This is a genomic window from Pectobacterium wasabiae CFBP 3304, assembly GCF_001742185.1.
Lineage (GTDB): Bacteria > Pseudomonadota > Gammaproteobacteria > Enterobacterales > Enterobacteriaceae > Pectobacterium > Pectobacterium wasabiae.
Window position 1 is genome coordinate 820085 of sequence record NZ_CP015750.1, and the last position, 25594, is coordinate 845678.

Here is a 25594-nt window from a genome sequence, read left to right on the forward strand (position 1 = left end):
AGAGTAAAACGCCTATGACACACCTCTTACATGCTAACCATCTGACCCTCGGCTATGACAAAAAAATCATTGCGGAACATCTGAGCCTGTCAATTCCAGATAACCAATTCAGCGTGATAGTCGGGCCTAATGCTTGTGGAAAATCGACGCTGCTGCGCGCGTTGTGCCGATTACTGAAACCGTTAGCAGGGGAAGTGATTTTAGACGGCAATAATATCCACCATCTGCCCACCAAAGCGTTAGCCAGACAAATTGGCTTACTACCCCAGCATGCCGTCGTTCCGGACAACATCACGGTGGCCGAGCTGGTATCGCGCGGGCGCTATCCGCATCAGCGCCTGTTACACACCTGGAACCAGACCGATCAAAAGGTTCTGGAAGAGGCGATGGCGGCGACGAATATTAGCGAGTTGGCTGAACGTCACGTTGACGAGCTCTCTGGTGGACAGCGCCAGCGGGTCTGGATCGCGATGGTTTTGGCGCAACAAACCCCGCTTCTTCTGCTCGACGAGCCGACAACCTGGCTGGACATCGCGCATCAGATAGACCTGCTCGATCTATTTTATACACTGCGCCATCAGCATGGGCGCACGCTGGTGGCCGTGCTGCACGACCTTAATCAGGCCTGTCGCTATGCCGACCATTTGATTGTGATGCAGGCCGGACGCATCATGGCAGAAGGGAAGCCTGCCGATATCGTCAATGCCGATCTGATCGAACAGGTATTCGGCATGACGAGCCTGATTATCGACGATCCGGTTTCACACACGCCACTCATCGTGCCTTGCGGCCGTCACCACCGCATAGCAGAAGTGACGACCGCCAGACCGCCGTCAATCGAGTGACGTCAGCAACCGCTGTAGTAGTGGCCCCAGCGTTTCCAGCGAAGCAGGCGAAATAATATCCGCATGTTCGTAAGGCAACGGATGCACGTTGAGCGAATGGACGTAAGGTGCCCAAACAGCCTGTACGTCCATCTCCTCTGGTAGCGTGCGCGTTGCCACAAACAGTGTCGCTTCGCCATGATAAGAACGCGTCTGCGCCGCAGACAACAAGCGTACTGCATCACGGTAGTTAGCGACGATATCGTTAAACATCGCAGCCTTCTCCGCGCGCACCTGCGGATCGGTTTCGTCTTCCGCTGCGCTCATGAACGATGCCTGTTCACGCGCGACTTCCTGTCGCGCCTCTTCCTCGCTGGGTCCCGTCCAGTCCTGCCCTTCAGGCGGATAGGTATCCAGTAACCCGAGAAACTCCACATATTCGCCCGCCGCCTGCAACCGGGCAGCAATCCCCTGCGCGATCGTTCCGCCCAATGAATACCCCAGCAGGTAGTACGGCCCCTGCGGTTGCAAACGGCGAATCGATGCCAAATGCCGTTCGCACATATCATCCAGCGTGGCACAACTGGCGATCGTTCCCTGAGGACGCGGCGACTGCAACCCGACAATCGGATAACTCCCTTTCAGATAGCGCAGCAGACCGGTGTATTGCCAGGCAAACCCGGATGCCGGATGCAGGCAAAACAGGGCGGGACCACGACCACTTCGCAGCGGCAGTATCTCTCCCGTACCACTGTTGATCTCGCGGTCAATTTCGCCCGAGCCATCCAGCAGCGCAGCCATTTTCTCTACGCTGCGAGACGCCATAATTTGCCCGACCGTCAGCGCTGGCTGCCGATGTTGACGAATATCTGCCGCCAGACGCATCGCCAGTAACGAGTGTCCTCCCAACGCGAAAAAGTCATCATCCGCATAAACGGTGTCTCGTCCCAACAGGGCAGAGAAACACGCGGCCAATAACCGCTCCGTTTCGGATTCGGGTAAGCGCCCCTGTTGCTCCCTAACGGGGGCAGGCAGGGCTTTTCTGTCTAGCTTACCGTTAGCGCTCAGCGGGAAACGCGTCATGAATACATAGCTGACCGGTAACATATGAGCGGGCAAACACTGAGCCAGCGCCTGATGTAAAATGTCCGACTCCTGTGCTACGCCATCCTCTACGATGACCCACGCCACCAGTTGTCGGGCATCGGCACCTCGCGGCGTGCCGCTGCCGCTCGTCCCCAAATCACGCGCACACACCACCGCCTGGGCAACACCGGGCAAACCGGATAATGCCTGTTCAATCTCGCCAAGTTCGATCCGCTGCCCACGGATCTTCAATTGATCGTCACTGCGTCCCAGATATTCGACCGTTCCCTCTTCCTGCCACCGGGCAATATCCCCGGTGTGATACATCCGCTCGCCGTGCGCAAACGGATCGGCGACAAAACGGCTGGCCGTTAAGTCAGGGCGGCGTAAATATCCTTCTGCCAGTTGTACCCCGCATAGATAGAGATCACCGGCAACACCAACCGGCACAGGACGGAGATAGCTATCAAGAATACGCAACTGGGTATTCCATACCGGCAGACCGATAGGCACACCGGCGGTCCGACAGTTCGCTAGCGCCGCCCCCGAAGCGGGCTGATAAGTGACATCCACCGCCGCCTCCGTTGGACCGTACAGGTTATGCAATGGGGCGGGCAGCAAGGTCTGATAGCTCAGTGCCAAATCGCGCGACAGCGCTTCACCGCTACAAAACACCCGGCGCAGGCTGGTACAGCCGATATGCTCTCGTGGTCGATTCTCCAACGCGCTCACCCAGGCAGCCAGCATGGAAGGCACAAAATGCAGCGTGGTAACGGAATAATCGTTAATCAATTGTACCAGCGCATCGGGATCGCGATGTGACTCTGGCGGAGCCATCACCAGGCATGCCCCTGTCATCAGCGGCCAGAAGAATTCCCATACTGACACATCAAAACTGCACGGCGTTTTCTGTAGCACCACATCGTCGCAGGACAGCGTATAACTCGCCTGCATCCACCACAGACGATTCACAATCGCCTGATGGCTCACCACGACCCCTTTCGGTCTACCGGTGGAACCCGAGGTATAAATGACATAGGCCGCCTGTTGAGGGGAAACCTCAATGGGGTCAGTCAGCAGCGGTTGACGCTCATCGATCAGCGTATCCAGCAGTAAAACGTCGGCCAGAGGCGCAAAGCGCGATTGCAGTACGGATGCGGTGATGATCAGGCGCGGTGCAGCATCATCCACCATCAATGCCAACCGGTCGTCTGGATATCCCGTGTCCAGCGGTAACCACGCCGCGCCCACTTCCAAAATAGCCATCAGCGCCAGGCTGAGGCGCACCGAGCGCGGCAACGCCACGGCGACAATATCACCGGGCCGCACTCCGGCTGCAACCAACTGCGCCGCCAGCAGGCGCGTTTGGCTCCTGACCTGACGGTAGGTAAGACGATGCATATCATCTACCAGTGCCACACTTTCCGGCGTGCGTCGTGCCTGCGCATCAACGGCCCCATGCAACGTGCCAGATGGCACCGGATGGTCGGTCTGGTTGATACGAGCCAGTAACGCCTGCTCTTGTGGGGTTTGGAGTGTCCAGGCACAGAGCGGTGCCTCCGGCAATGTCACCAACTGTTCGAGCAGTAACATCAGCCGCTGCACCAGGCATTGTGGCTGCGGCACGCCTTCACGATACTCCAGCAACAGTCGTAAACATTCGCCGGGCAATACCAGCAGCGTCAAGGGGTAGTGGGTATAACCACGGTTACTGATACGCTCACAGCGGAGCGCGTCAGTCGCCTCACTCAGCGCATGACTATCAGGATAATTTTCTACCACCAGTAGCGTATCGAACAGGGTGCCGATGCCTGCGAGCTGCTGAATCTCCCCTAATCCCAGATCGTCATGTTCAATAAGCAGGATCTGCTGCGTCTGTAATTGTATGAGTTGGGTTAACAGCGGCTGGGCAGGATCAAACTTAATCCGTACCGGCAGTGTATTACTAAAGAGACCGACATGCCTGTCGATATCATTGAGCTGTCCGAAACGTCCGGACACTGGCGATCCGAACACCACGTCGTCAAACCCACTGTAAGCACTCAGCAACACGCCCCAGATACCTTGCATCACCGTATTGAGCGTTATCCCGTGTTGACGACACAAACGCATGATGCCTTGCTCAAGTTCGGGTGGGACCCGTATATCGCACTCATGCACCGCCCCGTGTTGTGATGTTTCATCAAACAGTACAGTGGGACGTACACCTTCCAGAACGTGCTGCCACCGCTGACGGGAAAGTGTGGCATCGCGTCGCGCCAGTTGACGCACGATATCCACATAGCGGGAACGCAGTGGCACCAATGCCGCAGCGCCACCGTGTAACACGGTGAACAGGTCGCGCAGCAGCACCGGGGTAGACCAGCCGTCCACGATCAGGTGATGGGCGTTAAGAAACAGCGTACTGCACGATGCATCGTCATGCCGTACCAGCACGGCATGCAGCATGGAAGACGGTTGATGGAAAAGATCGCGCGCCAACTCATCATGTTCCAACGCCAGCAGCGCATCCATCGTCTGTGATTCCGACAGCGCTGGCAGCGTATGCACGTCCAAGGGCCAGTAGATCGTATTGTCGTCAAGCTGAGGCACGATCTGTAACGGCAAGGGCGCGTGACGCGTATCGAACCGGGCAGCCAACTGAGGGTGCTGACGGACAACGCATTCAAGAGCCTGGCTAAGCTGCGCCGCATCCAGCGAACCGCGTAACGAAAGACGCGTCAGTGAATTGTAGCTTCCTTGGTTCGACGCCAATTCCGCATGAAACAGTAATCCCTGCTGAAGCGGCAACAGCGGCAGGACATCCGCCAGTGCGCCATAATGCTGGCTAAGTTGCGCCAGCGTATCATCGCTCACGCCCTCAAGCCCAATATCCGCCGCGACCAACGTCTCTTCCGCACGCTGCGGTTCGAGGGCGGCAAACGCCATCAGGTCGTCCACTGCCTGAACGAATCCCTGATGCAACGCGGTGATGGCCTGCTCGTCAAAAATCCCGTCGCCCCATCCCCAGTTGATCGCCAATCGAGGACCTGACGCCTGCTCATCGCAAAAAATGTTGATCTCAAGCGCGTGGCAAAGCGGCATATCATCATCCAGCGCGACAGCAAACGCATCGCGGAAGCGGTGTGACGTGCGCATCAGTGCCCATTCGTCATCTCCCGCCGTAAAGCGCCCCAGATAGTTAAACAAGATCTCAGGCGCATGCTGTTGTTCCAGCTCTGCCAGTTCGAGGCGGCCATCAGCATCCAGATAGCGCAATATGCCATAGCCAATCCCACGGTCGGGAACGGCGCGCAGCACCTGTTTCACTGCGCGAACGACCTGTAGAACCGCCGGTGTCGCGTCGGGTATCCAGCCAATGTTCACTGGATACTCTGCCGTCAACCAGCCGACGGTACGCGTCAGATCGCTGCCGTCGTTCAGATCGGCACGGCCATGTGACTCCAGAGATAAACGCCATTGCGTGACGTCATAACACTGCGAACCGGCAAGCATTAACGCACTCAGCAATATTTCTTCCGTCTCGGCGCGATAACGCTGCGGTAATCTGGCGATCAGTGCATCCGTTTGACGGGCGTCGAGCAGGAGGCGCATTTCACGCCGTTGATGCTGGCGATCGCTGGCGGGGTTCAACACCCTTGCCCCCAAACGCGGAACCGGGGATTGCAGCATACGCTGCCAAAATGGCCGTTCTGCCCGCCGCGCCGCACGCTGCGCCAGTAACGTGTCCGACCACGCGTGCAGGGTATACTCTTCTACTGCTAACTGAGGAATGTCACCCTTTATCAACGCGTCGGCGACAGATTGGAATTCCGCCAGCAGCACGCGCCATGAAACGCCATCAACCACCAGATGGTGCAACGCCAAAACCAGCCCTACAGCATGGCGCTGCGGGTGGCGCAGCAGCGTAGCACGCACCATTCTGCCCGCAGTGGGATCCAAATGCGCCACTGCCGCATCAAACGCCTGCTCTGCGCGGTGTTCAACGCTATCGTTCTCACCCAGCAGACAGTCGTCACAGTAGGCTTCCGTGGCATGGTGTAGCGGCTCGCCGACGACTAACTGCCGATCGCGGGTAAATGCCGCCAGCGCCGGATGAGCCTTGACCAACAGGGACAACGCCTGTTCCACTTGCTCCACGCGCAGAGCCGGCGGCACACGCAATAAGACGCCATGTGCGAAACGTCGATTGATCCCGTGAGTCTGAGCGAACCAGTGCAGGATGGGCACGCCGTCAATCGGCCCCTGTCGATCCCGCATAGGCAACGACGGCGCAGAGAGTGTCATCGGCTGCATCGCCAGCGCCATATTGGCTGGCGTTCGCTGAGAGAAAATTTCACGCGGTCGCAGCAGCCAACCGTGTTGGCGCATTCGCGTACCCAGCCCCATCGCTGAAATACTGTCACCGCCCAGCGCAAAGAAATCATCGTCCGCCCAGACCTGCTCCACTCTCAATAATGAGGCTATCGACTGACAAATCTGTTTCTCTTGCTCGCTTTCCGGTTCACGACCCACTCGCATGACGCCGCACTGAGGATCGGGCAGCGCCTGACGGTCAATTTTCCCATTGACGGTCAACGGTAACTCCGCCATGACCACCAACAGAGCAGGCACCATATAATCCGGCAGTTGCGCTGCCAACGAAGTCAGTAAACGCGACGAAATATCCGGGCTTTCACGTAACGATGCATCTGGTACGGAGCAGTAGCCAATCAGCCGGTTCGTCGCACCTAAAGGTTCAGCAATCACCACCGCAGTACTGACCTCAGGCAACGCAACCAATGCGTTTTCTATTTCGCCCAACTCGACACGGAATCCCCGCACCTTAATTTGGTGATCCACCCGTCCAATAAAGGTGAGCAGACCATCGCTACGCCAACGCATGACATCGCCGCTGCGGTAGATGACACCGCCGGAGCCAAACGGATCGGCCACAAAACGGGTGGCGGTCAGCGAAGGCCGGCGTAAATATCCTCGGGCTATTCCGTCGCCAGCAATATACAGTTCGCCGGGCACCCCAGCGGGGACGGGACGCAACTGTTCATCTAACAACCAAATACGGGTATTGGCAACCGGCTGCCCCAGCACAGGCTGTGCCGCGCTAGTGACGCTCGCACCCAGCGTATCGACGGTGTATTCCGACGGGCCATAATAGTTATGAATTTCTATTCCCGTCTGCTGCCGCATCCGCTCCCATAAGCGAGGGGTCGCCGCTTCGCCGCCAATCATAATGAACGCGGGCTGATGATTCCCTACTTCTAACAGGCCGCTATCGATCATTTGCGAGAAGAAAGAAGGGGTGATATCCAGTAGATCGACAGGTTCCTGATTCATCTGCTGCACCAGCGCCCACGCGTCGCGGCGTAACGTCTCATCAAAAATCCGCAGCTCGCTGCCCATCATCATGCAAAACAGCGGTTCCCAGGACGAATCAAAGGAAAAAGAGGCGGTATGTCCGGCGCGCAGGCGGCGACCGTGACGTGAGGCAAAACGCGCTATCGCCGGGCCGAACAGGAACTGTTCATGGGAAAGCAGCAGGTTGAGTAGCCCAACATGCGTACTCATCACGCCTTTCGGGCGTCCAGTGGAACCAGACGTATAAATGATATAGGCCAGGTGCTCGCCGCGCAGCGCACAGCGGCGCTCGGCATCACTGACTGAGTGCGTCGCCTGCGCCATGCACTCAGCCAGCACGATCTCGTCATCCAGACAGATAACATCAGACAACGCTGGCATTTGTGCGGCTACTGCACGGTGCGTCAGTACCATGACAGGCTGTGCATCTTCACACATCACAGTCAGGCGTTCGCGCGGATAGTCCAGATCCAGCGGCATGTAGGCCGCACCGCTGGCAAGCACGCCAAGGATCGCCACCACGGTATCGATCGAGCGCGGAACCCCTATCGCCACCACATCGTCAGCACCAATGCCTCGGCCAATCAGGAAACGGGCCAATTGCATCACGCGGTCCGACAATTCACGGTAGCTCAGAGACTGCACGCCACAGGCCACCGCAATCGTATCCGGCTGAGACGCAACCTGTTGTGAGAATCGCGCCAACACAGAAACCATTGACGTCGCTAATTCGGGACCACGACCCCATTCAGCCAGGCGCTGGCGCTCGTCAGCATCAACCAGCGCCAACTGCCCTATCGGCTGTTGTGGATGCTGCGTCAATTGACGCAGCAAATAATGGAGACGTGCCGCATGCCACTGCAACGTCTGCCGATCGTAACGCGCGGGATTCGCCACCAGTTCCAGATTCATGACGTCGTCATCAAAACCCAGAACAAACTCCAGATCGTCAATCGGCCCCATGGACAACGTATGCACCGTTGCGGGCGTGTCTCCCAGCACCAGACGATCGTGGTAAACTTTAAAATTGATAACAGGTCCGTAAAGCCCATCACGCTGGCCGACCAAACCGAGATCGCGCCGCAGTTGTTCCGCCTCGTAACGTTGATGCCGACGCACGACGTTAATTTCATTGACGAGCGCCAGCGTGACCTCTTTTATCGTCATGTCTGGCTGTAGTGTGAGCGATAGCGGCAACACGTTCACCACCGGCCCAACGGCGGAGAGCGCTGCCGATCCCATGCGGCGCATAAACGGGAACCCCACCGATAATCGGGATTCACCGCTCATGCGGAAAAGATAGACGTACAACGCAGCCATCACCAGCTCTGCGGGTTGCACCTGCTGTATATCCAAATCCGACAGGATGCTATCAAAACACACGCTCTCTGCGGAGACACGCTGATGCAGTGCGCGCTCCCTTGTTGCGGTGGCGACACACACGTCACTTGCCAGCGATACCGGAGCCGGCAGATCACGGGCATGTTCCTGCCAGAAGGCAGCCGCCCGCTGGCATGACATTGACGTCTGCCAGGACTGATATTCCTGCACCACCTCCGCGAACGGTGTAAATGGCGTGGCCTGAAGCGTTCCCCCCGTGAGATGCGCGTTGTAAATATCCACGATCCTCTGGTTCAAGCGGTGGAAACTAAAGCCGTCCAGCAGAATATGGTGGTAACGTTGATACCACAGCCAACGTGCCGGTTGCGCACTAACCTGTACCACCACATGGCGGTATAGCGGCGATTCGCCATCCGCAGGCAAGTCGGCGGCCACATCGTCGTGAAATAATGCCCACGCCGCGTTATCGCCGTCTTCCTGTTTGCTAAAGTCGAGCCACTCCGGCGCGTGTACGTGCTGACCATCGATGCGACGCGGAATCTGTTGCACAGGTTCGCCCATTTCATTGAGTCCGAAATGGGCATGCAGCGTATCGGCCTCGGACAGCCCTTGCCGAATGGCCGCATCCAGCAGACGTGGGATGATGTCTCCCGATAACTCAATGACATGCGCCACCGTGAAGGCATTATGTTGGCTGGCGATTTGATCCGCGATCCAGATACCCGGCTGTGCCGCAACCAAAGGCAGTTCCTGATACGTCATCTCTTCTTCCGACAATAACTGTGTTTCAGACACGTTGTTTTCCTTACACGACAAACAGAAAGAATCCCAAAAACGACTTACTGACGCTGAAGGCGTTTATGCTCCATCGGGCTATTGCAGGCTGGCAGGCCGCATATCCACCCAGTGGGTTTCGATATAAGTCATGCAGGCCGTTCGCGTGTCTGGGCCAATAACCTGACGCCATCCTGCAGGAACGTCGGCAAACGCAGGCCAGAGGCTGTATTGACGTTGCGCATTCATTAGTACGTAAAATGTCAGACTGTCATTATCAAAAGGATTTTGCTGTTCCTGGCTCATCGTCCTCACCTTGTTCCGTTTGTGTATGTTTATTTACTGCGTTGGCATCACTCAGTAACCAGCGAAACCCATCAATCAATCCGCCGCGCCAGCACAGGGTGTCGTGGCCCCCCGCATACTCGCGGTAATGGATCTGGTGTCCGGCATGGCACAACGCCTGATTCATCTGCCGATTGACGAATGCCATATCCGCTTCACGCGTTCCCACTTCCTGAAAAATAACCAAAGGAGAAACCGCCGAACGAGGCTGACGCGCCTGTGTGATCAACCAGCCCTCGTCTTGTTCTAAGTTTTCCGAAAAGTGGGTCACCCATTCCACATTCGGCCACCAAAACGAACCGGACTGCGTTAGTACCCGACCAAACCGTTGCGGCCAAAATATGCCAGCGAATAACGCCGACAGCCCGCCGTAACTCTGCCCAGAAACAACCGTGCGATCGGGTTCGTCGCTGAAGGAGGCATACTGTTTAGCTAACGGTAATAGCTCTTCTTGTACCGCCAGCCAGAAGGCTTTATTGCACGTCAATTCCTGTTCGCGGTATGACATATCAATGACATCAATAAACAGCCAGACAGCCGGAGGCAGCGATGCACGACGCGTTTCCTCGTCCAGCGCCTGAAACAGCGGCATCTCTTCTACCCATTTTTGCCCGTCCAGAATGATCGACAGAGGACGCTGCGACGGCGTTCCCCCTTCTCCTGTGGTATAGAGCCAAATGCGGCGAATATTGCCGAGTAAGGTGCTTTGCCAGGAAAACACGTGCAGCCGGGATGGATCCGCCTCCCCCGCCTGACCTACATCCAGCGCGCACCAGGCCGCTTGCGGCGGTGCGTCTGGCATATGCGCCGCCGAGAGCGACTCTCCCCAGTGCGTAATAAAGGGCTTAACCGGATTTAACGGATCGGCGATAGCATGCGGAAACAGCGAACACCACCATTCACGCTGCTCACACTCATCGGCGAAAACGGGCGGCAACTGCTCCCTACGGATTGGCAACAGGCTATAGCTGCCGCGCCAGTCGCTTTCGATATCCGTTGACCAATGCCAGACATCCGTTCCAGCCAAACGCTGTAGGCTTTGCGGCATAGTGCTGTGATGATCTGTCACACCGTTGATATCGATATAAACGCGCTGAATTGTAGAGTGTTGTTCGGTCCCTTCAGGATCGCGCCAGAAAAAAGTGATCTGCACCCGTTTCTCACCGCACGGCTCTACAACGGGGGTTCCTATACGGGCTAAATCATGCCACCACCCCGCCTCTCCAACGAAGGGAGAAGCCAGCAGCGCAGCAGCACTGTGAATTATGTGTTTTTCCTGCATCAAGACCTCTCGCATCACCATACGTGCATTTTTTACAACCCTGTCACAACCTTGCAACCAATTAATTAATTTAATTATTTAGCGCTATTTTCACCCAAAAACAAGCAACGCAAATCATATTGAGAATTATTTCTATTTGCAATAACATAAAAAATGAATAACGCTTTGCGTCACAGTTGGCAGGCGTTTTTTTGGCAGGTCATACGGGATTTTTCCATACACAAAATTGCTCACCAAATGAGCAATAAAAAACAATTAATTGTTATTAGTGTATTTTTTTATTTTTTAACATGTTCTCTATCAAAAAAATCGTACATTTTTTGGGTAATGAACACACCACCGATCTCTTGCTGTGGAGAGATTGTCGACGAAATCACACATCTAACCAAAGCACATAACGTTAAAAATATTTTTTTCTACGCATAAAGAGCTTTCTTCTAAGGGATGAATCATGAGTCGAACACACATAAAATCATTATCAAAGTTAACCAAAAGACCACAAACAATGTCATTGATGCCATCAGCATGTCGCCTGACATTGGCCTCACTGTTATTCACCTCACCGCTCGTCTATGCTGCCGGCAATGTTGAGGAAGATACGATCGTCGTCAACGCTACGGCTGGAGAGAGTGTTACCTCGCCGCTAAAGGGCATCGTGGCGAAACAAAGTGCCGCAGGAACCAAAACCAGCGCGGCACTGATCAAAACACCACAAACCATCTCGGTCGTCACACGCGATCAAATGGATGCGCAAGCGGCGCAAACGGTATCCGATGCACTGAACTACTCAAGCGGGGCCTTTACCAACTACCGTGGTTCGTCCAACCGCAACGACGAAGTAGTCGCACGTGGCTTTCGCTTTGCGCCGAAATTCCTGGACGGACTCAGCGGACAAAATGGCAGACTCGATCCGTGGTTGTTGGAGCGAGTGGAGTTGGTGCACGGGCCAGCATCGGTGCTGTACGGTCAGGTTAATCCAGGAGGATTAGTCAGCATGACCAGCAAGCGGCCTACGGCGCAGGACATCCGCAAAGTAAAATTCAGCACAGGTAACCAGCACTTCGGTGAAGCTGCCTTTGATTTCGGCGGCGCACTCAGTGACGATCAATCGCTGCTGTACCGGCTCAACGGGATCGCCAGTACCAAAAACGAGTTTGTCAAAGATTCCAAACAAAAACGCATCGCGGTGGCCCCCGCGCTCACCTGGCTACCCAACCCTGATACCAGTTTTACCTTGCTGACCAGCTACCAAAACAATCCGGAAAATGGGTTCCGTAACTTCCTGCCCGCTTATGGCACCGTCTTTGCCACCAGCGCCGGCTACATCCCTCACGATCTCAACGTGAGCAACCCAAATTATCACCAGTCAAAAAATGAACAAATTGCCATTGGCTACATTTTCGATCACTCATTCAATGATGTTTTCTCTTTCCAGCAGAACTTCAGATATTCTCAGATGAAAGAAAAATACAAATATCTGGTCTACACCATCGGCGGCAGTGCTACAGATACCACCCTGTTGCGTCGTCAGCAGCGTGAAGAGACTAATGCGGATGAACTGGGAATCGATAACCAGCTCAAAGCGGATTTCGCTACCGGTGATGTTGAACACAAAACCATTATTGGACTCGATTACAAATGGCAAAACACGGACTACAACTACTGGCGACGCGGAGGGGAGAAGGGAGACGCGTACAGCTTTGACTGGGCAAAACCTAACTACGGTAGCTCTTACCTCGTGCCTGACAGCGCACTGCCCTTAACGATTAGCACCAAAAAGAAACTCGATCAGGTAGGGGTTTACATTCAGGATCAGTTGGAATGGAATAACTGGAATCTGCTGCTGTCCGGTCGCCATGACTGGAGCGAAGTCAGGACGGTGGACCGTCTCAGCAATAATGATCTTGATAAGCAGAACGACAGTAAATTCACTGGCCGCGCAGGCTTGCTGTATGCCTTTGATAACGGCATATCACCGTATATCAGCTACAGTACCTCATTCGAGCCAACGCTGGAAAGCGGTGAGCCGGGTGCGGATCCATTCAAACCAACCACTGGCGAACAAAAAGAAGTCGGGGTTAAATTCCAACCGCAAGGTAGCAACACCGTATTCACGGTATCGCTGTTTGAAATCAAACAGAAAAATATGGTCTTGCAAAACAGTGTAACTAAACTCAAAGAACAGGTTGGCGAAGTACGTTCACGGGGCGTGGAAACCGAGCTTCGTAGTCAATTAACGCCTGAAATTGAGTTTATGGCGGCGTACAGCTATGTCGATGCGGAGACAACAAAAAGTGTCAGCAACCAATCCCCTGTCGGCAAAAAATTAGTTAGCGTCCCCGCGCACTCTGCCTCTGCTTGGGGTAGCTATAGCTTCCTCGACGGCGCATTGAAAGGCGCTAAGCTTGGTACTGGTGTTCGTTATATCGGCACCAGCTATGGTGATAGAGTTGAGGGCTATAAAGTCCCCGCCTACACTTTGTATGATGCGATGGCCAGTTACGATCTGGGCGAAGCCTCATCACGCTTGAAAGGCGCTGAATTACAAATCAACGTTAACAATCTCGCCGATAAAAAATACGTGTCATCCTGTGGCGGTGATACCGCCTGCTTCTATGGCAGTGGCCGCAGTATTGTCGCCAGCATCAACTACAACTGGTAATCACGTCAACCGTAAGCAGGGTGACACCCGCTTACGGTTACTCATGAATAGACCCCTGTAGCGACAACGACTTGTGTTATCCGATACGAGAGAACAATGTGATGAGTATTCCAAACCTTGCGACCTACCCTTTACCCTCGGCCAGCCAGTTGCCAGACAATAAAGTCAGTTGGTCGATAGAGCCAGAGCGGGCAGCCCTGCTAATCCACGATATGCAGGACTACTTTTTGAATTTTTGGGGAGAAAAGAGTGCCCTCACGGCACAACTGGTACAAAACATTGTCCGGATAAAAAACGCCTGCCGTGCGCGCGGCATCCCCGTTTACTATACCGCACAACCCAACCAGCAAAGCGATGCCGATCGCGCGCTGCTCAATGACATGTGGGGTGCCGGATTAAACCGCTATCCCGAGCAGCAAAAGATCACCACCGCCCTGACGCCAGATGCCGACGATGTGGTGTTGGTCAAGTGGCGTTATAGCGCCTTCCACCGTTCCGATCTGGAACAGCAGTTAAAGAGCGCGGGTCGTAACCAGCTCATTATTTGCGGCATCTACGCACATATTGGCTGCCTGACCACCGCCAATGATGCATTCATGCGTGATATCAAACCCTTTATGGTGGCCGATGCGTTAGCCGATTTCACGCAGGAGAACCATCTGATGGCGCTGCGTTATACCGCATCTTGCTGTGGCCGCGTACTCACCGTCGATCAATCCATCAGCGAACTGTCCCCCGCTGCGCAGTACAGTGAGTCCCGCTTGCGCGCGGAATTGCAACCCCTGCTGGACGAGGACGCAAGCGACATTGAAGGTGATGATAACCTGACGGATTACGGACTGGATTCGGTACGAATGATGTCCCTCGTTACACGCTGGTGTAAAGCTGGGTATAACGTTGATTTCGTCACATTAGCTAAAAAACCGACCCTCAACCGCTGGCTGGAACTGCTCACGCCGCAATAGGAGGAAGCTAATCACATGGCTCTACAGGATATCGTGATTGACTGAGGGGAATGAAGGCCAACCACGTGAGTGGCTGGCCCGACGAGAAATGAAGGCGTAGCCAAGTCAGCGCGGCTACGTCAGGTACAAGTTAGACGGTTGTCTGGAAGATCACACCATCTGCTTTCTCAGTATATTGGCCTAACTGGTCAAAATTCAGATAGCGATAGGTGTCCTGCGCGGTTTTATCCACCTGCAACATGTAGGTCTGGTACTCTTCCGATGTCGGCAAACGACCCAGCAGCGAGGCAACCGCAGCCAGTTCGGCAGACGCCAGATACACATTGGCACCCGTTCCCAAACGGTTCGGGAAGTTACGCGTCGAGGTAGAAACCACGGTAGAGCCGTCAGCCACGCGCGCTTGGTTCCCCATGCACAGCGAGCAGCCAGGGATCTCAACACGTGCCCCGCTCTTACCAAACACGCTGTAGTAACCTTCTTCCGTCAGTTGTGCCGCATCCATCTTGGTTGGCGGCGCAACCCACAGACGGGTCGGCAGTTGGCCTTTGTGGCTATCCAGCAGTTTACCTGCAGCACGGAAGTGACCGATGTTGGTCATACAAGAACCGATAAAGACTTCATCGATCTTCTCGCCCTGCACATCAGACAACCAGCGCGCATCGTCTGGATCGTTCGGCGCACACAGGATCGGCTCTTTAATATCAGCCAGATCGATGTCGATCACTGCTGCATACTCGGCATCGGCATCCGCCTCCAGCAATTGCGGATCGGCCAGCCATTTTTCCATACCTTGCACACGACGCTCCAGAGTACGACGATCGCCATAGCCTTCGGAGATCATCCATTTCAGCAGCACGATGTTGGAGCTCAGGTACTCGATGATCGGCGCTTTATCCAGCTTGATGGTACAACCCGCCGCAGAACGTTCCGCCGAGGCGTCGGTCAGTTCAAACGCCTGCTCGACTTTCAGATCCGGCAGACCTTCGATCTCCAGAATACGGCCAGAGAAGATGTTCTTCTTGCCTTTCTTCTCGACGGTCAGCAGGCCTTGCTTAATGGCATACAGCGGAATAGCGTGAACCAGATCGCGCAGGGTAATACCCGGCTGCATTTTGCCCTTGAAGCGCACCAGAACAGATTCCGGCATATCCAGCGGCATCACGCCCGTGGCAGCAGCAAATGCCACCAACCCTGAGCCCGCCGGGAAAGAGATACCGATTGGGAAACGGGTGTGGGAGTCACCGCCCGTGCCAACGGTATCCGGCAGCAGCATACGGTTCAGCCAGGAGTGGATAACCCCATCGCCCGGACGCAGCGATACACCGCCACGGTTCATGATGAAGTCAGGCAGCGTGTGGTGCGTGGTGACGTCCACCGGCTTCGGATAGGCGGCAGTGTGACAGAACGACTGCATGACCAGATCGGCGGAGAAGCCGAGGCAAGCCAAATCTTTCAGTTCGTCACGGGTCATCGGCCCGGTGGTGTCCTGTGAACCCACAGAGGTCATTTTCGGTTCGCAGTATTCGTCAGGACGAATACCCGCGACGCCGCAGGCGCGACCGACCATTTTCTGCGCCAATGAGAAGCCTTTTTTGCTGGCTTCAACCGCTTTGGAAATACGGAACACATCGCTGTGCGGTAAGCCCAGAGATTCACGTGCTTTAGACGTCAGCCCACGTCCGATGATCAGCGGAATACGGCCACCCGCTCGCACTTCATCCAGTAATACGTCGGTTTTCAGCGCAAACGTTGCTAGTACTTCATTGGTGTCATGACGGCGTACTTCACCTTCATACGGATAGATGTCGATCACATCGCCCATATTCAGATCGTTCACATCGACTTCGATCGGCAGCGCACCAGCATCTTCCATGGTGTTGAAGAAGATGGGGGCGATTTTGCCGCCCAGGACGACACCACCGCCGCGTTTGTTCGGAACATGAGGAATGTCTTCACCCATGAACCACAGCACAGAGTTGGTTGCCGACTTACGCGACGATCCCGTACCGACGACGTCACCGACATACGCCAGCGGGAAGCCTTTCTTGTTCAGTTCTTCGATCTGTTTGATCGGCCCTACGTTACCAGGCTGATCGGGATCGATGCCTTCACGGGCGTTTTTCAGCATCGCCAGTGCGTGCAGCGGAATATCCGGGCGTGACCAGGCATCAGGTGCCGGAGACAGGTCATCAGTGTTAGTTTCACCAGTGACTTTAAAGACGGTAACGGTAATTTTTTCCGCCAGTTTCGGGCGGGATAGGAACCACTCGGCATCAGCCCAGGATTGAATCACGTTCTTGGCGTGCGCATTGCCTGCTTTCGCCTTTTCTTCCACATCATAGAAGTTATCAAACATCAGCAGCGTGTGGGACAGCGCTTTCGCGGCAATCGGTGCCAACTTGTCGCTATCCAACGCATCAATCAGCGGATGAATGTTATAACCACCTTGCATGGTGCCCAGCAGCTCAATCGCTTTTTCCTGAGTAACCAAGGGGGAAGTCGCTTCGCCTTTGGCGACGGCAGCCAAAAAACCGGCCTTTACATAGGCGGCTTCGTCAACACCGGGGGGGACACGGTTAATCAGCAGATCAAGCAATACTTCTTCGCCTGCCGAGGGATTCTTGAGTGACTCAACCAGCGCGGCCATCTGCGTGGCATCTAACGGTTTAGGAACAATTCCCTGCGCAGCCCGCTCGGCTACGTGCTTACGATATTCTTCTAGCACGACGTTCTCCTCGCTCTCATTGTCTTCATTATGCCCGGCGCTCTTGTTCCCAATTGTGGTGTCCATGCCTGGGTGTCAGCGTGTGGATGTAAGGTAGTAGAGTGTCCGGTCCAGCCTCGTCAGCATATCAGGATTTGAATTGATTGTTAATTCGTTCACATAATAGCAACATTAATTTTTATTCAACTGCGCTATGTACCAAATATCACTATCACTGAAAAATACCGACATCAGCAGAATAGCATGTCCCTGACGACGCACACTAACTATGCTGATTTAACCACTCAATATGTGGGTTTTTAACAACATAACGTGATTAAGCATCGTCTAAAGACGCCGCGATAATCAGAATGTTCGCAATAGAGTATGAATAAGTGTTAACAGATGATAGGAGCCCCACGGCAATCATGCCGGATGGCTTCATTGATAACAGGAAACACTCCATGAAGATGAAACGGTATCTGCGCGTGGTTTCTGCCACATTTTTGGCGTTCAGCGCATCGGTCTATGCCGCACCTATCGAATTGGAGGGTCTCGGCTTAACCCGTGATATTCCTTGTAATGGCAATGATGTCACTATTTCGGGCAATGGCAACCACATCGTGCTAACAGGGGAATGTGCCAATATCCACATCAACGGTTCCGAGCACAACGTCACATTCGATACCGCCACATCACTGACCGTGACCGGCTCCGAGATGGCCGTTACAGGCCAGTCAACGGGTGACCTGACCGTCGCCGCGTATAAGAACGCCATTCACACTCATATCATTACTGAGGATAAGCCAGTAAAAGTGAAAGTGACGGGTACGGAACACCATCTTGATTTGGATTTTAACGGGCCTGCCGTTGTCTCTTTCAATGGCATCAGTAACCACCTCTCATGGGGCGGAACAGAGCCACGACTCTCCTCTAGCGGTGCCAATAATGTCATCAAACAAAAACCCTAGTCTGGACAGATAACCACAAATGCCCAACAACGGGCGCTGGCGATGAAGAACATACGCCCCAATCAACCACTCGCAGATTGGGGCGCAATGTTCAGTACAAAAGTATTAAATCTATTCCTTCAGGGGCAGGTCAGGCCTTAAACGTCAGCCACGGACGCAGTCGTGCCACGGGTTGAATCAGCCCTGATTGTTCCTGAATATCGATCACAGGCGTAACCGGTTTATAAGCCGCTGGCGCCTCTTCCCGCAGCCGCTCATCTTTCAGCGTAATACATTGCCAAGGTAGCGCATCTACCTGCTTCGCCGTATCAATCTTATTACGCATACTTTGCCGACGCTCGGCACGCCCTGCGCCGTGTGAACACGACCACAGCCAATCGGGATCCCCTTTCCCCGTAACGAGATAGGAGTAGTCTCCCATTGAACCGGGAATTAACGCAAACTCCCCAGCCTTCGCGGGCGTCGCTCCTTTGCGATGCAGGTTCATACCGTGTTCTGGCAGGATGATATTATGCGACAAATCGACCACCAGCTTACTGGTATCCCGCGTAAATACCTGCTTCCAGGAGGAACGGATCAGTTCCGTCAGCACGATCCGATTGATCCACGCATAGCGGGCAGCGACGCCCATGGCCTCCATATAGTCCGCCGCGTGTGCATCAACCAGACCAAACAGGCCGGATGCCGGATATTTCTCTCCCGCTGGCCAGCAAGCTCGTGCTTTATCGATCCCCCGCTGGCCGACATAAAAGCCCACGTCGCGTGAGCCGGTATGAATCATAATCACGACTTCGCCTTCCTTTACACCAGCCTGATACGCTGCATGTCGGTCCAAAACGGCATCCACAATTTGCAACTCAACAAAGTGGTTCCCCGACCCGACCGTGCCCAGACTGGAAGGACGAAGGATCTCTCGAGGCGCAAAAAACGGCTCAGGCGCATGTCGGCTATGGGCGCGAATCGCCTCGGTTCCGGCGATGGAGGCAAGCTCCGCCGACAGCCGTCGGAAGTCCACGTCCTGCCAAAGGCCCTGCAAGGGCAGTGCCGCCAACCACGCTGACAATCCCTCGTCAAAGAGCGCAGAAAACGAATCAGGCGTAACGGGAACATCACGCTGATCCAGAAGTAACGTATTTTTGAGCGCCTGAATCAGTGCGGGTTTATGCTCATCAGCATCCGTATGATTCACGCCCGTCGTCAGCAATCGCATGCCGCAATTGATATCCGTCCCAATCGCAGCCGGGATAACAAAGTTCTCCGTTGTGGCGACAATGCTGCCAACGGGCGCAAGCGTACCAGGATGGAAATCCGGCGTTGCGCGAGCAGCACAGACGTGCGCATCGCTGCCCGGTATATGAACCGAGGCGAAATCCAGCAGTTGCTGAACGGCTTTCTCCTCTAGCGGCAACGCTTCCGGCAATAAAACTTGCGCTTCTACGTGCTGCCTGCGGAGATGATAAATAGAATGTTGATAATCGGCGTCTATCCCCAAATGGGATAAACGTTTTTGTAAACGAGTGAATGTAGACATAGTGCTACCTAGAAAAACAAAAAATCGCTCCTCCTGTTTCGAGGAGAAGGCTGTTTTTCCTGCAGCAGCAGATTCAGGAAAGGATGTCGCGCTATTCTAAGGGGGAACGTGCTTATTGTAAACCGCCAGCAGCGTGCATAAATTCCCTCACCCACGGTTTTGTCGATATGAATCATTCTCCTCGCTCAAGGTCGAGGGTATGGTAAGCTCAATACATTAGGTATTACTAAATTAGTCAGTAACGCAAGGCGGAGTGAAGATGGCGGTGAACAATGCGGATCGGGAATTCATGCAGGACGGTGCAGCAAAAGCCGCTGGACTACTGCGGGCGATAGGCAACGAAAACCGGCTGCTGGTACTCTGCTTGCTTATTGAACACCGTGAAATGTCGGTGGGTGCGTTACTTGAACATATCCCGTTAAGCCAGTCCGCCCTCTCGCAGCATCTGGCGAAAATGCGTGAAGAAGGGTTGATTAGCTATCGACGCGAATCACAAACACTGCACTACCGCATCGAAAATCACGATGTAGAAACCATCGTCGCCACCTTAAAAACTCTTTTCTGCCCCTGATAGCGATAATAAAAAATTTCCGGGAGAAATTTTTAACGTTGCGCAGTGGCGGCCAGGGATGGCACGCCATGAAAAACGCCACAGGATTTCCCGTGGCGTTTGCGACTAAGTATGGCAGATCTACGATTTAGAACGACGTATTCACGCTGACAAAGAATGTCCGTCCCGGTTCGTTATAGGTTGCCGCACCGGCGCCGTAGGACGTTATGCTGGTTACATTCGCAGAATTGGTCGCAGTCAGCGACTGAGCATTCCCTGCTCGATATTGGCGCTTGTCGAACAAATTCTCCACTCCACCAGTGATACTCAGGTTTTTATTCACCTCGTAAGTTGAACTCAAACCAAAGATCGCATAAGGACTAACCTCATGGGTATCGTAAGCCGCAGTCAACGGTATAGATCCCACGGCTTTACCTTGATAGTTATATTTCTTCGGCTTCTGACGCCCGTACCAGGTCATGTTCGCCAAAACGGATAGCTCGTCTGTTGCCTGCCAGCTCACGGAAGAATTGAGCGTAAACTCCGGTGTGATTGATAGGTAATCACCCGTTGTTTTGTTTTCGGAACGCAGCATCCATGTAATATTGTTATTCCAACTTATTGTCTCGGTGACCGGAATAGCCAACGACCCTTCCAGCCCCTCTACCAACGCTTTAGGCACATTTTCCCACTGATAGACATTCGCATTATGATAATCTTTATTGCTTCCTCCTACCGCGTTACCGATTTTGTGGATACCTGACTCAATTTTGTTACGGTAATCATTGCGGAAATAAGTAACCCCCGCCTGATACCCATCTCGCTTGAATTCAATACCAATCTCTTTGTTGACACTGGTTTCTGCATCAAGATTGTTATTCCCCATCAGATAGCAGGCACCTGCACCATAACAACCGTTGCCACGGCTATACAGCAGATAGTTGGGGTTAAGTTGATAGAGGTTCGGCGCTTTGTAAGCACGAGCAATCCCCATCTTCAGAGTAAAATCGTCTCCCAACTGCTGCGACAAGTTCAGCGATGGGCTCCAGTTGGTACCAACAATATTATGATGATCTAGACGCAGTGCTGGTGTCAGCATAGTGCTATCAGTTAATTCGATATTATCTTCTGCAAAAACAGAAGCGATACGAGCAGAAATATTCTCGCTACGATGAGTATCAGCAATGGATCCGACACTACCAGCTTCAGTAGTAGGCTGTGTATTTGAAGACGGATCGTGCATCTTCTGTTCTACCCACTCCACGCCGATGGTGGCGGTTTGACTAAACCATGCCTCAAATGGAATATTGACTTCGCTGTGTGCCGTATAAGCATCCAGTTTAATGGTCGACTGATAATTTCCTGTTGGACGACCTGCTGGGCCCCCAGCTAAAGGTTCGAAAATTCGTGCATTACGAGTATCTTCATATTGCAGATAAGACAGCGTACTTATGCCGCTATCCCAATAACCGCGGTGAGTTATCGCATACTTCTGCCGATACATACGGTTGGTTTCCTGACCGTAAAGAGCCTGAGTGTCCGCTTTACCATTGTTATTCTCAGTATCGCCCGCATAGATGTTGCCCTGACGGCTAAAGCCAGTTTCAAACTCCAACGTTTGCTTTGGCATAAATGTCCAACGCAGTAATGCATTAATATCTTTGTTACGAACGCCTTCACGGCCAGCCGGTATCGCCGTTGATAACGGAGTTATCTGATGCCCATCGTTGATATTCCAAGCATCTGCCTGTGTTTTATTATAATTACCATACAAGCGAAGGCTGAGCGTGTCGGTTAAACCTCCCATTAAGTTAAAATTGGTACGTTTGGTAGCACCATCAGCCTTATCTTCAGGGAAACTCATGTAGCTATTCCATGCACCGTGCCATTCTTGCGTCGGCTGTTTGGTGATGATGTTAACCACACCGCCCGCAGCACCGTTGCCATAGCGCGCGGCAGCCGGGCCGCGCAGTACTTCAATACGCTCCACCATGTCCGCTGGCACCCAGTTGGTGTCGCCACGGGTATCACGTTCACCGCGCCAGCCGTAACGTACTGCCGCACGGCTCGATACTGGCTTACCATCCACCAGGATTAGCGTGTTTTCTGGTCCCATGCCGCGGATATCGATCTGGCGGTTATTGCCACGTGAGCCGCTGGTTGAGTTACCGGACAGATTAACGCCCGGCATGGTACGAATCAGCTCTGACAGATCGTTAGCAGGCGGACGTTTGCTGATATCTTCAGCCGTAATCACCGACACACCCGGAGCCTGACGAGTTTGCTCAGCGGCCGTCACCACCATCGTATCGCCCGACGCTTTACTTTCGGCCTGATTCTGCACCTGTGGGGCAGGTTCTGTTGAAGGAACGGTCGAGGTCTGTGCCGTACTCAAAAACGACGTCATCCCGCAGCTAACGCCAATGAGTGTCGCCAAATAACGACGCGATTGTGGTAGTTTCATCAAAATCATCCTGCCCTGTAAGATATGAAATCGTGCAATGTGACATCCCCAACGAAAAATGCTATTGAGAAGTATTTGCATTACCATTTTGGCGCGGTCATTGTTACATTTGTCATTCAGGACGGGGTTTGCTCTAGCAGCAAAATGTTTTGCCAAAGCATCAAAATGGAAGGCGCAGGTCGAAGGGTTTAATCAGGTAGGTAATCACGTGCGCAGCTTCACTCAGTCATCAAAACCGATCTTCAAAGATCACATCGTTCAGCAATCGAGCCTGGTCGCGAATCATTACCGGTTTATCGGCCCCCGGCTGATCGATAACACCCCAGTGCTATTTGGATCGTTCACGGTTGTGCAGCTCAATCCGCATCTGATCCTGCATACCGCAGATGTGATTAATCGCCACAACATGAAAACCCAAAACCTGCTGGATGGTGCGATCAAACTCGCCATCGTGGTAAGCGGCAATGCGCATATTTCATTTGGCCATCAGGAACTGCATCTGGGAGAGAGCCAGCCAGCCTCGCTGATTTCGCTGACGGAACCGACGATGTTTACCCGCATTGGCAAGCGTGATGAATATGAGAGAACCATTACGCTAACGTTCGATAGAGAATGGCTGTACGGTAATATGATGGATACCGTCGGTGACTGGCAGGCCATCCACGATTTCACCCAGACCCACCTTGCGACACACTTATGGACACCGTCCCGGCAGGCGCAGGCAATAGCCTTACAAACGCTGGATGCTGAGCCTTGCCAAACGCCGCTCCAGCGCCTTTATCTGGAAATGCAGTGCATGAGCTTGATTATCGAAGCGTTTACTTCACTGACTGCCAGCATGGCGCAGGAGAAAAGCAACGGTGTTACCCTACGTGGCTACCATCGTATTCAACAGATTCGAGATATGCTGGAAAGCGGCAGCGCCGACCACCTTTCGATGAGTGAAATCGCCAAAAGCGTCAACATGAGCGAAAGTACGCTACAGCGCCATTTTCGTCAGGCGTTCAATATGAGCGTTTTTGAATACCTGCGTAACTGCCGTTTGCAGCGCGCCATGCTAGCCTTGCAGAAAGACGGCATCGGTATTGCGCAGGCAGCCAGCATCGCCGGCTACAATAGCCCTGCCAATTTTGCCACCGCGCTGCGCCGCGCGTTTGGCATTACACCAGGGCAGCTAAAAGACCGTTTCTGACTTGCCCACTAATAACTAAATGGAATTTATTATTCCGTTTAGTTATTAATCACTATTCAAAAACGCGCAGTAAATTAGTGTTTTCTACCAAGATACCTGACCACTCATGACCAATCAGACTGATATCACCGCAACGCTTGCCCACCACGTTATCCATAGCGAGCCGAACCAAGACGCGATTGATGCCGCCCGCGAAGGGGTAACGGACTTCATCTCCACCGCACTTCCGATCGCACAAGGCGCACTTGCCGATAGTGGCCTCGCGCCGTTAAAGCAGGTATTCAGCGGTACGGATAGTCTGACGCGTAGCCTGATTTTGGGTTATACCGGTCACGTACTGGACTTTGACGATTATCACCCCGCATTTCGCGGTCACCCCAGCACCGTCATTCTGCCTGCGCTGTTTGCCCTTGCAGCAGAAGACGCATCCGTTACGGAAGACGCGTTTTTGACAGCCTATGTCATCGGTGTAGAAGCCGCTGGCAGAATCGGGCTGGCATGCGGCCCGCGTCATTACAGCCTCGGTTACCACAACACGGCCACGCTCGGGGCTATCGCCGCCGCCGCTGCGGCGGCACGTCTGGTTGATGCATCGGTAGAACAGACACAAATTATTCTTGGCCTTGCGGCTACTCAGGCTGCCGGGTTGCGGACGCAGTTCGGTTCAGCGGTCAAACCGCTACACGCCGGGCTTTCCGCCAGAGCGGGGTTGACTGCCGTTAAACTGGGGCTAGCGGGCTTCGAAGGCAACACGCAACGGGTGGTTGAGGCATTTCTTGCCGCGCATGGCGATCAAAAACAACAGCCGGAACTGCTGGTGGAAAACTGGGGAGCACCGTGGCGTATTCTTTCTCCCGGTTTAGAATTCAAACGCTACCCGACCTGTGGCGGAACCCACAGCGCTGCCGAAGCTGCATTTGCGCTACGGGAGCGGTGGCATGAGCAAAATGGTGCAGACGCCGATCTGGCCAACGCCATCGAGCGTATCACGGTGACCTTCCCGCCGGGCGGCGACGTTGCTCCTTTTATCCGTAACGCGACCAATGGCGTAGAGGCACGATTCAGTCTGGAGTATGTGATTGCAGCGGCTCTGATTGAAGGGGAACTGAAGTTGGCGCATTTTTCAGAAGCGCCGGTTGAAGCAGCGATCGCCGCACTGGCGAATCGCGTCATACGCCACGCCGATGAAACCGCCCCACCTGATGAGCTTGACCCTGAGGCGCGTTTTCATGAGGTTACCCTACATTTGCGTAACGGCAGCGCGCTGATCCAGCGCACCACGCGTCAGGAAACCTCAGCACGGCCCACCGATCTGCGCGCCAAATTGCAGCAAACTATCGGCTCTCTGGCACATCTCGACAGTAACCAGATCGCCGGTCGTTGTGCATTACGGCAAGCAGGCGATCTACGCTATTTGCTTGGGCTGTTATTTTAACAATGCTGGTTTTAACAAAATACTGGTTTTAACGGGATACGAGGCGCTGTCGATAGACATCATTATCGACAGCACTATTCCCGACAATACCATTACCGACGACCACCACGCCG

Annotated in this window: 13 protein-coding genes; 7 read left to right on the plus strand and 6 right to left on the minus strand. The window is 53.9% G+C overall.

Annotated features, from left to right (window positions below):
• The first annotated feature begins 14 nt into the window (after positions 1–14).
• Positions 15–845 (plus strand): ABC transporter ATP-binding protein, encoded by an 831-nt coding sequence (locus A7983_RS03705; protein ID WP_005975129.1) that lies wholly within the window; start codon positions 15–17, stop codon positions 843–845.
• On the opposite strand, the gene A7983_RS03710 is transcribed toward A7983_RS03705, so the two are convergent.
• The 3 genes from A7983_RS03710 to fes form a co-directional block, all read right to left on the minus strand.
• Entirely contained in the window at positions 834–9401 is an 8568-nt protein-coding gene (locus tag A7983_RS03710; RefSeq protein ID WP_005975131.1) for an amino acid adenylation domain-containing protein, read from the minus strand. The two genes, A7983_RS03705 and A7983_RS03710, sit on opposite strands and share 12 nt — an antisense overlap.
• Positions 9402–9479: 78 nt before the next feature.
• Positions 9480–9686 carry an MbtH family protein gene (locus A7983_RS03715; protein WP_005975133.1) on the minus strand — a complete coding sequence of 69 codons (207 nt, stop codon included), beginning with the start codon at positions 9684–9686 and terminating at the stop codon, positions 9480–9482.
• Complete coding sequence (fes, locus tag A7983_RS03720; protein WP_005975135.1) at positions 9658–11007, minus strand: enterochelin esterase; 1350 nt, start codon at positions 11005–11007, stop codon at positions 9658–9660. The genes A7983_RS03715 and fes overlap by 29 nt, the downstream gene beginning before the upstream one ends.
• 451 nt (positions 11008–11458) lie before the next feature.
• Here fes and A7983_RS03725 point away from each other — a divergent pair, with 451 nt between their 5' ends.
• Together A7983_RS03725 and A7983_RS03730 are read left to right on the plus strand one after the other, a co-directional pair.
• Positions 11459–13669 carry a TonB-dependent siderophore receptor gene (locus tag A7983_RS03725; RefSeq protein WP_005975137.1) on the plus strand — a complete coding sequence of 737 codons (2211 nt, stop codon included), beginning with the start codon at positions 11459–11461 and terminating at the stop codon, positions 13667–13669.
• 101 nt (positions 13670–13770) lie between these two features.
• On the plus strand, positions 13771–14634 hold the full coding sequence (locus A7983_RS03730) for an isochorismatase family protein (RefSeq protein ID WP_005975139.1): 864 nt from the start codon (positions 13771–13773) through the stop codon (positions 14632–14634).
• Positions 14635–14764: 130 nt separating this feature from the next.
• Here the strand turns inward: A7983_RS03730 and acnB are convergent, their stop codons facing one another.
• Complete coding sequence (gene acnB / locus A7983_RS03735; protein WP_086002483.1) at positions 14765–17359, minus strand: bifunctional aconitate hydratase 2/2-methylisocitrate dehydratase; 2595 nt, start codon at positions 17357–17359, stop codon at positions 14765–14767.
• Positions 17360–17802: 443 nt separating this feature from the next.
• Between acnB and A7983_RS03740 the strand changes: the two genes are divergently transcribed.
• Positions 17803–18309, plus strand: a complete 507-nt coding sequence (locus A7983_RS03740) for a DUF3060 domain-containing protein (protein ID WP_005975143.1) — start codon at positions 17803–17805, stop codon at positions 18307–18309.
• A 130-nt stretch (positions 18310–18439) separates the two neighbouring features.
• Here the strand turns inward: A7983_RS03740 and A7983_RS03745 are convergent, their stop codons facing one another.
• On the minus strand, positions 18440–19840 hold the full coding sequence (locus A7983_RS03745) for an RtcB family protein (RefSeq protein WP_005975145.1): 1401 nt from the start codon (positions 19838–19840) through the stop codon (positions 18440–18442).
• Positions 19841–20099: 259 nt separating this feature from the next.
• Between A7983_RS03745 and A7983_RS03750 the strand changes: the two genes are divergently transcribed.
• Positions 20100–20411, plus strand: coding sequence for an ArsR/SmtB family transcription factor (locus tag A7983_RS03750; RefSeq protein WP_005975147.1), 312 nt, complete (start codon positions 20100–20102; stop codon positions 20409–20411).
• Between the two features lie 127 nt (positions 20412–20538).
• Here the strand turns inward: A7983_RS03750 and A7983_RS03755 are convergent, their stop codons facing one another.
• On the minus strand, positions 20539–22854 hold the full coding sequence (locus A7983_RS03755; RefSeq protein ID WP_005975149.1) for a TonB-dependent siderophore receptor: 2316 nt from the start codon (positions 22852–22854) through the stop codon (positions 20539–20541).
• A 208-nt stretch (positions 22855–23062) separates the two neighbouring features.
• On the opposite strand from A7983_RS03755, the gene A7983_RS03760 reads away from it, so the two are divergent.
• Together A7983_RS03760 and A7983_RS03765 are read left to right on the plus strand one after the other, a co-directional pair.
• Positions 23063–24046, plus strand: a complete 984-nt coding sequence (locus tag A7983_RS03760) for a helix-turn-helix transcriptional regulator (RefSeq protein WP_039478346.1) — start codon at positions 23063–23065, stop codon at positions 24044–24046.
• Between the two features lie 106 nt (positions 24047–24152).
• Entirely contained in the window at positions 24153–25481 is a 1329-nt protein-coding gene (locus A7983_RS03765) for an MmgE/PrpD family protein (protein ID WP_005975153.1), read from the plus strand.
• Positions 25482–25594: the final 113 nt, after the last annotated feature.

Excerpts from the sequence above, each read along its gene's own strand:
- A7983_RS03705 (WP_005975129.1), top strand. The coding sequence starts at position 15 with ATGACACACCTCTTACATGCTAACCATCTGACCCTCGGCTATGACAAA.
- A7983_RS03715 (WP_005975133.1), bottom strand. The coding sequence starts at position 9,686 with ATGAGCCAGGAACAGCAAAATCCTTTTGATAATGACAGTCTGACATTT.
- fes (WP_005975135.1), bottom strand. The coding sequence starts at position 11,007 with ATGCAGGAAAAACACATAATTCACAGTGCTGCTGCGCTGCTGGCTTCT.
- A7983_RS03725 (WP_005975137.1), top strand. The coding sequence starts at position 11,459 with ATGAGTCGAACACACATAAAATCATTATCAAAGTTAACCAAAAGACCA.
- A7983_RS03730 (WP_005975139.1), top strand. The coding sequence starts at position 13,771 with ATGAGTATTCCAAACCTTGCGACCTACCCTTTACCCTCGGCCAGCCAG.
- A7983_RS03740 (WP_005975143.1), top strand. The coding sequence starts at position 17,803 with ATGAAGATGAAACGGTATCTGCGCGTGGTTTCTGCCACATTTTTGGCG.
- A7983_RS03745 (WP_005975145.1), bottom strand. The coding sequence starts at position 19,840 with ATGTCTACATTCACTCGTTTACAAAAACGTTTATCCCATTTGGGGATA.
- A7983_RS03750 (WP_005975147.1), top strand. The coding sequence starts at position 20,100 with ATGGCGGTGAACAATGCGGATCGGGAATTCATGCAGGACGGTGCAGCA.
- A7983_RS03755 (WP_005975149.1), bottom strand. The coding sequence starts at position 22,854 with ATGAAACTACCACAATCGCGTCGTTATTTGGCGACACTCATTGGCGTT.
- A7983_RS03765 (WP_005975153.1), top strand. The coding sequence starts at position 24,153 with ATGACCAATCAGACTGATATCACCGCAACGCTTGCCCACCACGTTATC.